We start from the raw sequence: 14,479 nt of genomic DNA on the forward strand, positions 1-14,479 counted from the left end.
AAATGCAGGGCGAAGGACGAAAACTTGGGTTTTCGCAAAAATAGTCAGATTTCAGGGGTTTACAGAACTTTTTCAATCGCTATAATCGTCGCCCTAACACGCCGGTATAGCTCAGTTGGTAGAGCAACTGACTTGTAATCAGTAGGTCCCGGGTTCGACTCCTGGTGCCGGCACCATACAAGGTTCCAGAGAAGGCTTTCAAAATCTCTGGAACCCCCGAAAAACCCGCCTTTTGGCGGGTTTTTTCGTTTTGGCGTTCCATCGGTTTCCGTCAGAAACTGGTGGATTCCAACCGTTTTAAGGGTAGAGTTTGGGATACAGGTCACTTCGATAAAAGGGAGTACCCTTATGTCGCGCACCACAGCTCCGCTCTCCGACGCAGCTTGCCGCTTGGCAAAACCTACAGACCGCGCCTACAAGCTTTTCGACGGCGATGGCCTCTATCTCCTAGTCCAACCCAATGGCCGCAAAGGCTGGCGGCTCCGTTACGTCAAACCTGACGGACGCGAAGGACTGACCTCGTTCGGCAACTACCCCGTCATTGGCCTCGCCGATGCTCGCCGCAAGCGCTTGGACGTCAAGCGAATGCTGGCGGATGGCATTGATCCCATAGAGACCAAGCACCAAGCCAAGGCGGAAGCCGTGATCAAAGGCAGAACCTTTGAAAGCGTTGCCCTGGACTGGCACACGGAAATGTCGGCCAAGTGGGCACCAGGCCACTCCAAGACTGTGATGAGCCGCCTCAAAACCCACGTGTTCCCGCTGATCGGCACTCGCGCCATTGTCGACCTCGACACCCATGACCTCATGCAGCCCTTGGAAGCGATCAAGAAGCGCGGAACGATCGACGTTGCTTTAAGGGTACAAAACTACCTGCAGAGCATCATGCGCGAGGCAAAACGCCTCCGGCTTATCACCATAAACCCTGCTTACGATCTCGAAGGCTCGATCAAAGCCCCGCGGGTGGTACATCGCCCCGCTCTACCCTTATCGAGACTGCCGGAACTGCAGGAGCGGATCGACACCTATAAAGGCCGGGCACTTACCCGTCTGACGGTGATGCTGTCGCTGCATGTGTTTGTACGATCCAGCGAGCTGCGTTTCGCACGCTGGAGCGAGTTCGACCTCAAGCGCGGCACCTGGGAGATACCGGACACTCGACCCGCGTTGGAGGGAGTACCCTTTTCCACAAGGGGTACGAAGATGGCAGGGGATATCCATTTAGTACCCTTATCACCGCAAGCAGTGGCGCTACTCGAAAAAATCCATGCACTCACAGGCAAATTCGCATTGGTCTTCGCAGGGGATGCCAAACCCTGGAAGCCCATGTCCGAAAATACCGTGAACAACGCGCTTCGGACGATGGGATATGACACCAAAACCGATATCTGCGGGCATGGGTTTCGTTCGATGGCCTGCAGCGCACTGATCGAGTCAGGATTGTGGTCGGAGACAGCCATTGAACGGCAGATGAGCCACAAAGAGCGCAACAACGTCCGCGCCGCTTACATCCACAAGGCCGAGTTCATCGAGGAGCGCAGGCTGATCATGAACTGGTGGAGCCGGTACCTGGAGGCCAACCGGCAGGAGCATGTCACTCCACACGAATTCGCGAACCAGACCGGAGCGAACGTCACTCGCCTAAAAGCAAAACGTGGCGCAACCGAGTAAGTACTCGGTCTACATATATCAGTGGTCCGCTTGTCCACGCGGGTCCATCCAAACAGGGCTGCAAAGCCGCCCTGCTTGGATGGACCTCACTTAAAAAATCTAAAGCCCACGTAACTGTCTGTGGAAAACCACTGATTTCCACCGGTGGATAATTTCATCCACAGCCGCAAAACTCCCGAAAATTCGAGCCTTGACCCGAATTATCCACAGGCGTAGAAAAGATCGGGCAAAGCGCTGTCGTTGACAGCAACCCAGGTAGCCAGAACCTTTAAGGCTACGCCACACGGTGGTGGTTCTCCCAAAGTGCGATTAGCGTCCGGCGGCTCGCACGGTCACATCGATGTGATGGATGCCTACTTTTACCAGTGTGCCCACTGCGGCAACTCACCCCCTTTCATAGCTGCCCTGCAGCAACCTATCCGCTTGGCCATTCATTGCGCCAACCTGCGCCCGTCTCTTTCTTCCGGAAAGAGACGGGCGCTCCTACCGCTGCTGCAGCCCAACTCGTACAAGGCATTGCGGCATTTCCCCTCGTGACAATCGGCGTGACAAACACCGAAGTCACCAGCAACAGCGACGCAGATGATGGTGCCGCAGCCCAGGGAATGGACTGCACCTGACTGACAGTCAGGCATGCCCCGGTCATCGCATCACTGCTTTTACCTGACTCAGGATCTCGCGGCGTTGGATTCGTCAGCCGATGCAGCCACCACCCGCCCACTTCCTCGGAAGTGTTCAGGAGGCCAGATCATGAGATGCCCAAGCTCCCGGTCGTAAAGAGCCGCCAGTCCCGCGTTAGTGGACAACCCTCACAGGTCGCAGGGGCCTTGATCCCTGATAACACTCAACATTCGTGGCGGGATGACGTGGGGAAGGTTTTAAAAGTTTTGGCTTCAAGAGGTGTTCGATCATGGCATTGGTGGGCAGGCGAGATGGACGCAATTTTGGCTATGGGCGACAACTGAGTTATGCCGGGCCGCAGGCGCTGAAAGATCTATTTGGCGGCGGGCATTACGGGACGGTTAAGGCGCACAGCGATCGGTGGCTGGCGTTTGTACGCTGGTGTCGCTCGGAGGATGGGCCCGGGTTTAACGATGCGCGGCAGATTGATCGGCAGACGTTGCTGGACTACGCCGGGCATCTGCGTCACCAAGTTGAACAGGGTGAACTCGCCATCGCTACTGCGCAAAACCAATTGTCCAGTGTGAATCGTACCCTTGCAGCGCTTCGCGGTGATCAGTATGTGAAGGTGCAGAGTCCGAGCAAGGCGCTAGGAATGCGGCGTACCAGTGTTCGTCGTTCAGTTCCGCAAGGCCAAGACCGCGAACACCTGAAGCGGATCGTAGACGTGCTTTGCGCACACCAGCAGCCGCGCGCCGCCGCCATCGTGCAGTTGACCCGAGCAACAGGAATGCGCTTACGGGAGGCGATTTTGGCCGACCTACCGCGTCTAAAACGTGAAGCCGAGTACTACGGCAAGATCAACATTCAGGAAGGCACCAAAGGTGGTCGCTCAGGTGCGCTGGCACCTCGCTGGATCATAATGAACGATCACATCCGCGAAGCCCTGGCATTCGCCCATCAAGTCTTGCCCGACGGTAGCCACAACCTGCTTGCACCGGACGAACGCTACCTCGATTTCCAACAAATAATCGTTCGCCCCGCACGGGACATCCTCCATACGCACAACCTCAAAGGCTTTCATGAATTACGGGCGGCCTATGCGTGCGAACGCTATAAGCAAATCACCCATCATTACGCGCCCATCAATGGCGGCAATTGCTTCCAGCTCGACCGGCACCTCGATCAGCAGGCCCGAGAGAAAATCAGTTACGAGCTCGGGCACGGCCGTATCGATGTGATATAGGCGTACATTGGAGGGCGAACATGAATAAACCATTCGATATGGAGCTATTTCTTAGCGGTATCCTGACCGGCGCGCATGCCACACGACAACGCCACATACGCCAAGCTAAGGTCATTCAAGCCGCAATTTCTGATCGCTGGCACCGAGAAAACCCATGGAGGTGGCGACAAAAGCACCTACAATGGTTTTTACATCAGCATCTGAATCGGCATACTGTGTATACACGCTATTACTATCTGCTGACGATACGTTTGCTCACTCTGCGGTTAGCTAAGTCGTGGATATTCGACCTCTAGCCAAATATCAGTAACTGATTAAAGTATAGGTTTCAATCGCGCCTGATACCCAACAGTAGTCCATGATATTTATTTGGCATGCGAAGTTTGGATTAAATTAAACAAACATCTATAACATCTAACTAGCAGCCGTGTACGTCTCACTCATCTGAACACGCGCTCACCCGAAAAATCAAAGCGTTCCGAAAGAGTTGCTAAGCTGATTCAAAAGTAGCAATATATCCAGCATCGCACTCGTACTTCACCATACAAATACGACCACGGACCGGATGATGCCTGAAAAAAAATATCGCCACTTGAACGTCTTCATGATGAAGCCAGGCACCGTAACGAATGGTTTCTCCGACTTGCTCGCGGCGGATAGGGATGTAGCGTCCTATGAGCTTAATCCGGCCTTCGAAATTGAAGGCATTTTGTATGTGAAGCGCACAACTGAAAAAAGACCACATTGGAGCGAGTTAGTTGACACACTAACTGGAACTGATGTTGCACAAATCGGCAACAAGTCGAGCTCTGCTGTTTTATTGATTAGAACAGGCGAAGATGTATTTGCAATAACCTTTGGCTATGGACGACATTTATTAGACTTTTCATATTTCGTACAAGATTTTGGACTAAAAACTGCGTTAAACACACTGAATCATGAAAGTTTACGAAGCGTTGACATTCATACATTAGACGACCAACCTGTTCAAAAAAGATCACAGGCTGCACGCGACTCAGAAATCAGTGTATTTGGCATCGATATTTCCCGCGATATATTAAGAGCTGTGACCGGAACACCTAAACCGGGTATAGAGTTCAAAAATATCTCTGGTGGCGATGCAATGTTTTCTTTTGGCGTTGAAATGGAGATCTGTGATTTATCGAGCCTAATCGAAACCCTAAAATCTCATTACCTTAAAGATGACTATAAAACAGAATTTCTCTGGGTAGATAATGTTCGAAAAATCAAAGAGAAATCCGATATAGATCGATTGGACCAGCTACTGCTTGACGCTATAAAAAACCGAGACCCCAGACTAGTCATCACCCTACCCGAAATAGAAAAATGGGACTCAATTATTGGATTTAGTTTTACTCGCGCCAAAAATGATCGAGTACCAATAATATCTTCTGATAATTATCTGAACACCATCGACAATAGCAAAGTAACAATTGACACAGTAAAGAGGGACAATCTGTATGTTTTCGACATCTACGAAAACGAGTTCTCTCACTCTATATATAAATGCATTTACTTCGAAATTGTTACTGAAAACAAAACAAACTTAATATTTGGAGGGACATGGTACGAGATCGACAACTCATTCATTGGAAGAACCAATTCTAGTTTAGCCAAGATTGTCATTTCTGAGCTTCAATTCCCTGGTGTCCATGTATGGGAAGAAAATAACGAAACAAAAATAGAGTCTGAAGGTGACTACAACACCAGAGCATCCTTACTCCACGGATATCACTTATTAGATAAACGATTAGTTAAAAGCAACAGATCCACCAGCTCTATCGAATTATGCGATCTTCTTACAGCGGATAAGCAATTTATTCATGTCAAGCATCGTAAAGGCGGATCTGCCGGATTAAGCCATCTATTCGCTCAAGGGAGCGTCGCAGCAGAAATCTTACTCGGTGATCGAGACTTCAGAAAAGCAGCAAGAAAAGTATTGAATACATTTGGTAATGACGTGCGTGAAATCGTTCCACTGGACAATTTTCGAAGCTCAGATTACCAAGTGGTATTTTTGATTTTGGGGGACGACGCTGCGGCTGTAAAAAACAATCTACCTTTCTTCAGCAAAGTTAACCTTGTGCGAGCATATGACAGTTTATCACAGCGTGGCTTCTCGGTGAAAATTTCAGCTGCCGCAAAAATTCCAAGGCCTTAAAGCGTTTGTCCAAAGACCTATACATTGCAATTATTGTCAAAAACAACCTCCTGCAAAGTCTAATAATGGGTCCTTCGACCAGTATGCTAGGAGAGCCCGCTGGCAACTGTCAGGAGAGAGTGCTGGGCAGACGGTTACCTTAACATTACCTTGAGCGATCCTTATTCGTTCTTAGGCCTAGGCTAGCTCGCAGCAATCTTGAATCAACGAGCCTGCCAGTCACCAGGGTCCTCTTTATATTTAAGTGAATTGTGCTAAATATAATTTGCACCTAGCAATTTATTGAAATCAAAAATAGATAGCGCTAATAGTCCGCGCATAAAAGCTGCCTCCCATGAATTTCTTGAACCGCTTCTTTCGCAAAGTTCAAGATCTTTTTTTATTGCGAAAATATAACCATTGTAATTGTTGTAATCCTGCACTCGATGGAGTGCCTTATTTAGGTAGCCCCCGGAGTAGTTTCTAAAATCCAAATTATCCAAGGATACTTCTAAGTGATATTCGATACGATGCCTAGTAGCTGCGTCAAAATGCGACGAATTGAATTTTAGCTCGAAGCCAGGAACTCCATTTCTTATAGTAAAATTTGTTATAAGCTCTATTGAATTCAGCGTTTTTTCATCAAAGTAAGGGTGGAGCAGTGCTGGAAACGCTAAGTGCTTGTTCTTTGATCCACGCTTTGAATTACAGCTGCCGCATGATGGAAATAAGTTGTAGCTGAATACTGCAAACTCGGGGTAAGGAGTTTTCGGCAGGTAGTGCTCGAGTGTTCGCCCACCAGATCCTCCGCACATTGGACAGGCAAGCAATGTGTGATTTAGCACTTCGTTAATCCAGTCAAGTTTGAATTTTGCTGGTCGATTTTGATATGCTAATTTTAATGTTTCAACTTGGCCCGCATTTAGGCCGAGTGGGACTATCGATGTAGAACCTTTCAGAGCTTTATATTGATCGTATGCATCTGATATAGCATCGTATGATCCATTTAAACAGACGTAACCAGTTGTGATTTTTTTTAGAGCCAGAAGGTCGTCTCGTACAACATAGCCAAAACTATTCATATGTCACCCAGAACGTCACGACTTTCAATGCGCGCACGAATTTCGATTAACATGTCTAGGCTGAATATGTCTTTGTATTGCTCTATTATTGAGTTTAGAGGCAGGCTAGTATTGGCTATTTCTTGACTAATTTTTCTATGATAATTCGAAACGGTATTATCTCCGAATACCGCCATGGAAAGAGAGGATACATTTGCGCCCAAAGTATTCATATACACACTTTCTAAAAAAGTACGACCATCACTTTTCTTAAGAATGTGGACGCAATGGGTGGGAGCTTCCCGAACAACGTAAGTTGAGTGCGTTGCAATTATAGCAATTGATTTGGTTTTTTCGAGGATGCCATATAGAAGCATCATATACTCGCTTATTAAATTTGGGTGGAGATGGGTCTCTGGCTCATCTATGAGTAGTAATGTGCCCATGCCTGCGTGCGTTAAAAAATGGAGAATAAATCTAAAAAAACTCCGCTGCCCACTGCTCAGTTTTATGGGTTGATTATTTATTCTTGATAGAAAGCAAAGATCTCGGCTAGGATCTATCATTCCAAAGATATCAAGTATTCGTTGCTCACCGCTTAAGTTTTTTACAAGCACCCATTTGTTATTGTTTTTGTCGAGTATAAAAATATTATCTGTGAAACTGCTTCTTACCGGTATCATCAGATCTGAAGCTGGTGCTATGTCTAATACAGCGCTTTCAAAAATCGCCCATTTGTTCAAGAGAGGGTCTGCATCGGATCTATAAAGTGAGGCAAGTAAATAAGAGAGGTGTTTGTCATACGAGAAACCGGTGGAGGAATCGTTCATATTGAAAAAACTGTAATCGAACCCCCCAATCTCGGAAGAGGCGGGGAGCGCTGATTCTGAGTCGGAAGTGTATGCGACCACTCGGTTAAAAGCGGAGAAGTTATATCTGAATTTTATGTTTGATTCTTCGTCAATCAACATCTGCCCATCTTTGTCACGAAATATAGTTTTTGGTAACCACTGATTTTTATTATAAAAATTATTCGCGGCGCCTATAATTATTCCTCGCAGTAGCTGGGTTTTACCTACGCCATTTACCCCGATTAGACAATGAACTCTATCTTGAAAATGCTGATGATTTTTATGTGAAATTGGTAGATGCAACGCTGTAAAGCAGCCAGGAAGTGTAGTAGAGATTTCAAAATCTACCCGAGCATCATCTATAGGATCCTGATGAAAAGAATTTTTAAAGCCGTGCAAGAAGGCATCGAAGGTGTGCGCAGAACGTAATACACCCAACCTGAAGTTTTCTGAATCGATAACGTGCTCTAACTCAGGTACGGAGCCTTGCTTAATATACTTGGCGGATGAAATATCATTAATGGTTTCAAGGAGTGAAATATATTCACTCTCCGTTAATTGATGCGCGAGGTCCCTATATGAAGAGCATTTAAAAAATAGCGTGAAGGCATTATTAAAACCCTTCTTTATTGCTGCCGAGATTGTTTCTATAATTTTTCCATCAGCTAAAGGCACGACAAATAAATCGAAGTGAAAAAGCCTTGCGGGATGTTTTATGTATATTTTTGTTCTGTAGTTGTAGGTGAAGTCATTCCAGTTAATTTTCACTGGATAGATGATTAAATCATAATCACGACTAGGTACCGTTTCCTGGCTTACAACGTTGAGGTTCCACTTCATAGCTGCAATCCTTTCAGTATTTTCTCTGTTTATCACTACGACTGATGTGCAAACAGTTTGGCATATCAATATGCCACTAGTCACGTCTGTGTGCTAGCGTACTCGAGCACCACTTCAACTCTATATAGGCGGCTTTCTCGAAAAATTTATCAGGCGTGAGCCGGAAGCAATTTCGACTCTTTCAGATAGCTCAATTAAGGTGTGTAAAGCGTTCCTTTGGCGCATTGAGATATCTGAGATTTTTCAGAGACGCTTGAAATCACTTGGTGCTGCACACAGGTTTTCCGAACTCAGCATCGAATGCAGCCTCTGCGGCCTCACGAATCAATTTCATACTCTTGGGCATGCTGTGGGTAACAACGTACCAATCGTCATCAATTTTGGAGCACTCGTCAAGATTGACATTCTTCCCGTTTAACTTCATGCAAACAGTAAATTTTCGTCCTGCATTTTTTGTAGTGTATGAGCCATAAAACAAATGACTTTCTAGTCTCTCTCTGACGTTCGAACTGTGGCCTCTATATATAACCCGTGAAGAGCCGATTTGTAGCCGGCAACCATTATTTGGCGTGGGCATGGTTGAAGCGATAAGATAGAATCCAGCCCCACTTAGAACACTATCAAGAGATTGAAGAGATTCAATTTTTGTGATTTTTATTTTTTTGTAATCGTTATTTTGATAATCGAATGCTCTAAAGAACTGACGGAATTCTTCGGTCATATCATTGGCACAGGCTCTATATTTTTCTAGCAGTGCATTGATGTCATATTTCATATGAGACACATCCAAAAAAATACAAGTTAACGTGAAGACTAAATGTGACTATATTTTTCATTTTCGGGAAGAATAGTGTTACAAGTTAGTTTCTATGGTTAAAATAACTATTTAATCTAGTGTTGAGGTATCATATTATGGCTGGTTTTTTTTGAGTATTTTTATCAATCCATTAGGATGGGCTATCCATATTTCTAGGTGCGAAGAAGTGAGAGATTTAAGGGGCACAGCATTCAGCATCAAATTGCGGATTTAAATGTCGTATTTATGGAGCAGCTGTTCTTGACCTTAAGGATAGTTTTAGGGATAGGAGTCTAAAAAATCGTTCGTAAAACTAATTGTTATCAAATATTTACATTCTAATTCGACTCCTGGTGCCGCACCATACAAAACAAAGCCCCCGCAGAAATGCGAGGGCTTTGTTGTTTCAGCGGTGAACGGGCGTTTACTGAGGGGAGAGTAGTGAGCGAACAAGTCCTGCCCCCCAACACAGAAAAATCATGCTCCTCCCCCGCCACCCACAACCATCAACCCCCCAACTACTCCGACAACGACTCGATCATCTGCCCATGACACACCGCCAAAATCTCATCCGCCAGCGCCGAGTCGTCAGGGCAGGCGCGCGATAGCGTGATCGCACCGACCGCGCGTGCCAGCAGGTCGATCATTTTCTCCCTTGCCTCACCCGGCGCCGCATCCGGGCCGGTCGGGTATTTTTCGCCGAGCGTTTGCAGCATGTGCTCGATGCCTTCAGCGAATGCCGATTTCAAGTCGCCCGATTGACGCGCAGCGTCACCGCACAGCGCTGCCATGGTGCAACCCGTGGCGCGTCTGTCGCGATGGTCTCTGGAGACGTACAGATCGATGAAGTCCTTCACGCTCAATGCTTCGGCGTTGGCCAGTGAGTGCGCAAGGCTGTTGGCCGAGGCTTCGGCCATTAGGTCGGCCTTTGAGCCGAAATGTTTGTAGAAACCGCCATGGGTGAAACCGGCGGCGGCCATCAGGTCGGCCACGCCGACTCCGTCAAAGCCGCGCTCGCGAAACACGACTGACGCCGTTTCGACGATGTGCTCCCGATTTGCCTGGGCCTGAGCCTTGGACACTCGCATGTTCGATACCTCTCTACCGCTGAAATTCATCGGCTGATGATACATAGATGTCGACCATAATCAAAACCGTTGACAGTTTAGATTTCGATCATCATCCTAATCGCAAGCAAGATGACCATTTACCAACGGGCACGGAACACACACCCATGAGCGACTTGAACCTGTTCACCCCCTACACACTGGGCGCTCTGACGCTGTCGAACCGCGTGGTTCTCGCACCACTGACGCGCAATCGCGCCGGAAAGGGTTTTGTCCCGAGTGAATTTGCTGCGGCCTATTACAGCCAGCGGGCCAGTGCGGGTTTGCTGATTTCCGAAGCCTCGCAGATCTCCCAGCAGGGGCAGGGCTATCAGGACACGCCTGGTATTTACACAGCGGCTCAGATAGAGGGATGGCGCAAGGTGACCGATGCTGTACACGCCAAGGGCGGGAGGATTTTCCTGCAGCTGTGGCATGTGGGCCGTGTTTCCCACGTGGATCTGCAACCGCACGGCGCGGCGCCGGTAGGCCCTTCCGCGCTGCGTGCCGCGACCAAGGTGTTCGTCAACAATCGCTTCGAGGACGTTTCCGAGCCGCGCGCGCTGGAAATTGACGAACTCCCAGGCATCGTCAACGATTTCCGCCAAGCGGCGGCAAACGCCATTGCGGCGGGCTTCGACGGCGTGGAAATCCATGGCGCAAACGGCTATTTGCTGGATCAGTTCATCAAGGACGGCGCCAACCTGCGCACCGATGCCTACGGCGGCTCGATCGCAAACCGTGCGCGCCTGCTGCTGGAAGTGACAGCCGCGGTGGCCGCCGAGATCGGTGCTGATCGCACGGGGATTCGCCTTTCGCCGGTCTCGCCGGCCAATGGGGTATCGAGCACTGATCCGCAGGCTCAGTTCGATTACATCGTCGATCAACTCAATGCCCTGGACATCGTTTATCTGCACGTCGTCGAAGGCGCAACCGGTGGGCCACGCGATGTGGCGCCCTTTGATTTCGACGCCTTGCGCCAGCGCTTCAAGAACACTTACATCGCCAACAACGGCTATGACCTGAACCTGGCCTCGGCGCGCCTTGCGCATGACAGGGCCGACCTGATCGCCTTTGGTCGCCCGTTTATCGCCAACCCCGATCTGGTGGAGCGGCTCAAGACCGCTGCGCCACTGTCCGCCTTCGACCCCTCCACGCTCTACGGCGGCGGCGCGGCGGGATACATCGACTACCCAACGCTTGCCGAATCCAGCACCCGCGCGAACTGAGCACTGGCTGATCGAGCCCGGTTTTATTCGTGCATCAATCCATGTTCCCGATAAAGAGCTGACATCATGACGACTTACCCTACTGTTCTCATCACTGGCGCTTCCACTGGCATCGGCGCGGTTTACGCCGAGCGTTTTGCCCAACGCGGGCATGATCTGGTGTTGGTTGCCCGCGACCACGCGCGCCTGGAAACGCTCGCCGCAAAGTTGCGTGGCGAACACAACGTCGCCGTTGAAGTGCTTACGGCCGACCTGACTCAACTCAGCGACCTGCACACCGTCGAAGCGCGCCTGCGGGATGACGCTCGCATCGGCATCCTCGTCAACAATGCCGGTGCCGCGCAGTCCGGCAGCTTCATCGAGCAAAGCACCGACAGCGTGGCGCAACTGGTGGCCCTCAACACCACTGCGCTGGTGCGACTCGCCAGCGCCATCGCGCCACGCCTGGCCAAAGCCGGTGCAGGCGCGATCATCAACATCGGTTCGGTGGTGGGCCTGGCGCCTGAGTTTGGTATGTCGGTCTATGGGGCGACCAAGGCGTTTGTGCTGTTCCTTTCCCAAGGCCTGAGCCTGGAGCTTTCACCTCAGGGCGTTTATGTGCAGGCCGTATTGCCCGCGGCCACCCGCACGGAGATCTGGGATCGCGCCGGTATCGACATCAACACCTTGAGCGAAGTCATGGAAGTGGCTGACCTGGTCGATGCCGCACTGGTCGGCTTCGATCGCCGCGAACCGGTGACCATTCCGCCGCTGCAAGAAGGCGAGCGCTGGGATGCCCTGCAAACTGCACGTCAGGGTCTTTTGTCGCAGATCAGACAGTCCGTCGTGGCGCCGCGCTATTTGACTGAAGTCTGAACCCTGTCGAGCAGGTCGGCCCGCTCCGCAATCGCACGGATTAAACATGACTTTTTTGGCTAGCAGCAATCATCCCGGTTCACCGTCGTCATTTATCCACGCGGCGAACCAGTCGGTTCTGGTGGGCGGGATACCTTTTGCCTACCGCGATCTGGGCCCCAGAACGCAGGTGCCGCTGGTCATGTTCAACCATTGGGGGGCAGTGCTGGATAACTTTGACCCCAGGATCATTGACGGTCTGGCGAAAAACCGGCGTGTCATCACCACCGATTACCGTGGTATCGGTGGCTCGGGGGGCGTCGCGCCGTTGACCGTCGGTGAAATGGCTGACGATGGCATCGGTTTTATCCGTGCGTTGGGTTTGGACAAGGTGGACCTGCTCGGCTTTTCACTCGGCGGCTTCGTCGCTCAAGACATCGCCCTGAAAGCCCCCGAACGCGTGCGCCGGCTGATCCTCACCGGAACCGGACCGGCCGGCGGCACAGGCATCGACAACGTCGGCTCGGTGACCTGGCCGTTGATGCTCAAGGGGCTGCTGACGCTACGCGATCCCAAGTTCTACCTGTTCTTTACCGGCACGGCCAACGGACAACGCGCCGCGTCCGAGTATTTGCAACGGCTGAAAGAGCGCCAGCAAGACCGGGACAAAGGCCCGACACCCCGTGCGTTTTTTCGGCAATTAAAAGCCATTACTGCGTGGGGCAGGCAGGCGCCGCAAGACCTCGGGCGCTTGCAGATGCCGACGCTGATCGCCAACGGCGACAACGACATCATGGTGCCCACGGTCAACTCGCTTGAGCTGGCAAAGCGAATCCCTGCCGCGCAACTGGTCATTTACCCGGACGCCGGGCATGGCAGCATTTTCCAGCACCCAGGCGATTTCGTGAGCAAGGCCTTGGCGTTCCTCGACGCCTGAACGTCTCATCGCATCAACGTTGCCGGGGCCGCGCCCCGTTCTCATTCCACCGACAAGAGCGTTGCAACATGAAGGCATTTTTTATCGACCGCTACGGCAAGCAGAACGGACTGCTTGGCGAAGTGCCCGACCCTGCGGTCGGTGTGCATGACGTTCTGATCCAGGTACATGCAACGAGCGTGAACCCGTTGGACTCGAAGATCAGAACCGGCGAATTCAAACTGATCCTGCCTTATACATTTCCATTGGTCTTGGGCAACGACCTGGCGGGGGTGGTCGTTCGCACAGGTTCGGCGGTGACGCGGTTCAACCCGGGAGACGAAGTCTATGCACGCCCTCCCGAGGATCGCATTGGCACGTTTGCCGAACTGATCGCCGTGAACGAAAACGCGCTCGCGCTGAAACCCTCGAACCTGGACATGGCCGAAGCGGCGTCCGTCCCCTTGGCCGCCTTGACGGCCTGGCAGGCGCTGGTTGAGACCGCCCAGCTGAAAAAAGGCCAGAAGGTGTTGATTCATGCCGGCTCCGGCGGTGTCGGCACGTTTGCCATCCAGCTCGCCAAACACCTCGGCGCTTTTGTTGCGACCACCACCAGTACGGCGAATGTCGAATGGGTGAAGGCGCTCGGGGCGGATGTGGTCATCGACTACAAGAAGCACGACTTTGCGAGCGAATTACACGATTTCGACGTGGTATTGAACAGCCAGGGCAAGGATGTGCTGATGAAATCGGTCGAGGTTCTCAAACCCGGTGGACAGCTCATCTCCCTCTCCGGGCCACCGACGGCAGCCTTTGCCCAAGCGCAAGGCTTGTCCTGGATGCTGCGACAAGTCATGCGCCTGCTGAGCAACGGTATTCGTAGAAAAGCCCGCAAGCACGGGGTGAACTATGCATTTCTGTTTATGCGGGCCAGCGGCGTACAACTGCAAAAAATCAGCTCGCTTATCGAAGCTGGCGTCATCAAACCGGTCATCGATCGTTCCTTCCCTTTTGAATCGACGGCAGAGGCGTTGCGCTACGTCGAGCAGGGCAGATCAAAAGGCAAAGTCATCATCACTCTCCAATAAGCGCACTCCAACAATATGTCAGTCGATAACGCGCACGCCGCCAGGTATCAGCCCCCAGC

At 50.8% G+C, this 14,479-nt stretch carries 11 protein-coding genes and 1 tRNA gene; 8 read left to right on the forward strand and 4 right to left on the reverse strand.

Annotation, left to right across the window (positions count from 1 at the left end; all coding sequences use genetic code 11):
- Window positions 1-100 precede the first annotated feature (100 nt).
- The 4 genes from C5F70_RS23110 (at window position 101) to C5F70_RS23135 (ending at window position 5,720) form a co-directional block, all read left to right on the forward strand.
- Window positions 101-176: transfer RNA gene (locus C5F70_RS23110), tRNA-Thr, on the forward strand.
- Window positions 177-348: 172 nt separating this feature from the next.
- A complete protein-coding gene (locus tag C5F70_RS23115) occupies window positions 349-1,671 on the forward strand; it encodes an integrase arm-type DNA-binding domain-containing protein (protein WP_104904108.1) in 1,323 nt (440 codons plus the stop codon).
- Between the two features lie 910 nt (window positions 1,672-2,581).
- Window positions 2,582-3,538, forward strand: a complete 957-nt coding sequence (locus tag C5F70_RS23125) for an integrase domain-containing protein (RefSeq protein WP_104904109.1) — start codon at window positions 2,582-2,584, stop codon at window positions 3,536-3,538.
- Between the two features lie 568 nt (window positions 3,539-4,106).
- Window positions 4,107-5,720, forward strand: a complete 1,614-nt coding sequence (locus tag C5F70_RS23135; RefSeq protein ID WP_104904110.1) for a TIGR04141 family sporadically distributed protein — start codon at window positions 4,107-4,109, stop codon at window positions 5,718-5,720.
- Window positions 5,721-5,974: 254 nt separating this feature from the next.
- Here the strand turns inward: C5F70_RS23135 and C5F70_RS30665 are convergent, their stop codons facing one another.
- The 4 genes from C5F70_RS30665 to C5F70_RS23145 form a co-directional block, all read right to left on the reverse strand.
- Entirely contained in the window at window positions 5,975-6,781 is an 807-nt protein-coding gene (locus C5F70_RS30665) for a hypothetical protein (RefSeq protein ID WP_158683879.1), read from the reverse strand.
- Window positions 6,778-8,451 (reverse strand): AAA family ATPase, encoded by a 1,674-nt coding sequence (locus tag C5F70_RS23140; protein ID WP_104904111.1) that lies wholly within the window; start codon window positions 8,449-8,451, stop codon window positions 6,778-6,780. The genes C5F70_RS30665 and C5F70_RS23140 overlap by 4 nt, the downstream gene beginning before the upstream one ends.
- A gap of 259 nt (window positions 8,452-8,710) precedes the next feature.
- On the reverse strand, window positions 8,711-9,226 hold the full coding sequence (locus tag C5F70_RS30670) for a hypothetical protein (RefSeq protein ID WP_158683880.1): 516 nt from the start codon (window positions 9,224-9,226) through the stop codon (window positions 8,711-8,713).
- A 539-nt stretch (window positions 9,227-9,765) separates the two neighbouring features.
- Window positions 9,766-10,335, reverse strand: a complete 570-nt coding sequence (locus tag C5F70_RS23145; RefSeq protein ID WP_104904112.1) for a TetR/AcrR family transcriptional regulator — start codon at window positions 10,333-10,335, stop codon at window positions 9,766-9,768.
- 146 nt (window positions 10,336-10,481) lie between these two features.
- Here C5F70_RS23145 and C5F70_RS23150 point away from each other — a divergent pair, with 146 nt between their 5' ends.
- The 4 genes from C5F70_RS23150 (at window position 10,482) to C5F70_RS23165 (ending at window position 14,420) form a co-directional block, all read left to right on the forward strand.
- Window positions 10,482-11,582 carry an alkene reductase gene (locus C5F70_RS23150; RefSeq protein ID WP_104904113.1) on the forward strand — a complete coding sequence of 367 codons (1,101 nt, stop codon included), beginning with the start codon at window positions 10,482-10,484 and terminating at the stop codon, window positions 11,580-11,582.
- 66 nt (window positions 11,583-11,648) lie between these two features.
- A complete protein-coding gene (locus C5F70_RS23155; protein WP_104904114.1) occupies window positions 11,649-12,437 on the forward strand; it encodes an SDR family oxidoreductase in 789 nt (262 codons plus the stop codon).
- 46 nt (window positions 12,438-12,483) lie between these two features.
- The gene (locus C5F70_RS23160) at window positions 12,484-13,353 is read left to right on the forward strand and encodes an alpha/beta fold hydrolase (RefSeq protein ID WP_104904115.1); all 870 of its coding nucleotides are present in this window, start codon (window positions 12,484-12,486) and stop codon (window positions 13,351-13,353) included.
- Window positions 13,354-13,421: 68 nt separating this feature from the next.
- The gene (locus C5F70_RS23165) at window positions 13,422-14,420 is read left to right on the forward strand and encodes an NADP-dependent oxidoreductase (RefSeq protein WP_104904116.1); all 999 of its coding nucleotides are present in this window, start codon (window positions 13,422-13,424) and stop codon (window positions 14,418-14,420) included.
- The last annotated feature ends 59 nt before the right edge of the window (window positions 14,421-14,479 follow it).

The organism is Pseudomonas sp. LH1G9 (genome assembly GCF_002949975.1).
Classification (GTDB): Bacteria; Pseudomonadota; Gammaproteobacteria; order Pseudomonadales; family Pseudomonadaceae; genus Aquipseudomonas; species Aquipseudomonas veronii.

Bases quoted from the DNA above. Each gene is read 5' to 3' on its own strand.
- C5F70_RS23115 (WP_104904108.1), top strand. From the start codon at position 349: ATGTCGCGCACCACAGCTCCGCTCTCCGACGCAGCTTGCCGCTTGGCA.
- C5F70_RS23125 (WP_104904109.1), top strand. From the start codon at position 2,582: ATGGCATTGGTGGGCAGGCGAGATGGACGCAATTTTGGCTATGGGCGA.
- C5F70_RS23135 (WP_104904110.1), top strand. From the start codon at position 4,107: ATGCCTGAAAAAAAATATCGCCACTTGAACGTCTTCATGATGAAGCCA.
- C5F70_RS30665 (WP_158683879.1), bottom strand. From the start codon at position 6,781: ATGAATAGTTTTGGCTATGTTGTACGAGACGACCTTCTGGCTCTAAAA.
- C5F70_RS23140 (WP_104904111.1), bottom strand. From the start codon at position 8,451: ATGAAGTGGAACCTCAACGTTGTAAGCCAGGAAACGGTACCTAGTCGT.
- C5F70_RS30670 (WP_158683880.1), bottom strand. From the start codon at position 9,226: ATGAAATATGACATCAATGCACTGCTAGAAAAATATAGAGCCTGTGCC.
- C5F70_RS23145 (WP_104904112.1), bottom strand. From the start codon at position 10,335: ATGCGAGTGTCCAAGGCTCAGGCCCAGGCAAATCGGGAGCACATCGTC.
- C5F70_RS23150 (WP_104904113.1), top strand. From the start codon at position 10,482: ATGAGCGACTTGAACCTGTTCACCCCCTACACACTGGGCGCTCTGACG.
- C5F70_RS23155 (WP_104904114.1), top strand. From the start codon at position 11,649: ATGACGACTTACCCTACTGTTCTCATCACTGGCGCTTCCACTGGCATC.
- C5F70_RS23160 (WP_104904115.1), top strand. From the start codon at position 12,484: ATGACTTTTTTGGCTAGCAGCAATCATCCCGGTTCACCGTCGTCATTT.
- C5F70_RS23165 (WP_104904116.1), top strand. From the start codon at position 13,422: ATGAAGGCATTTTTTATCGACCGCTACGGCAAGCAGAACGGACTGCTT.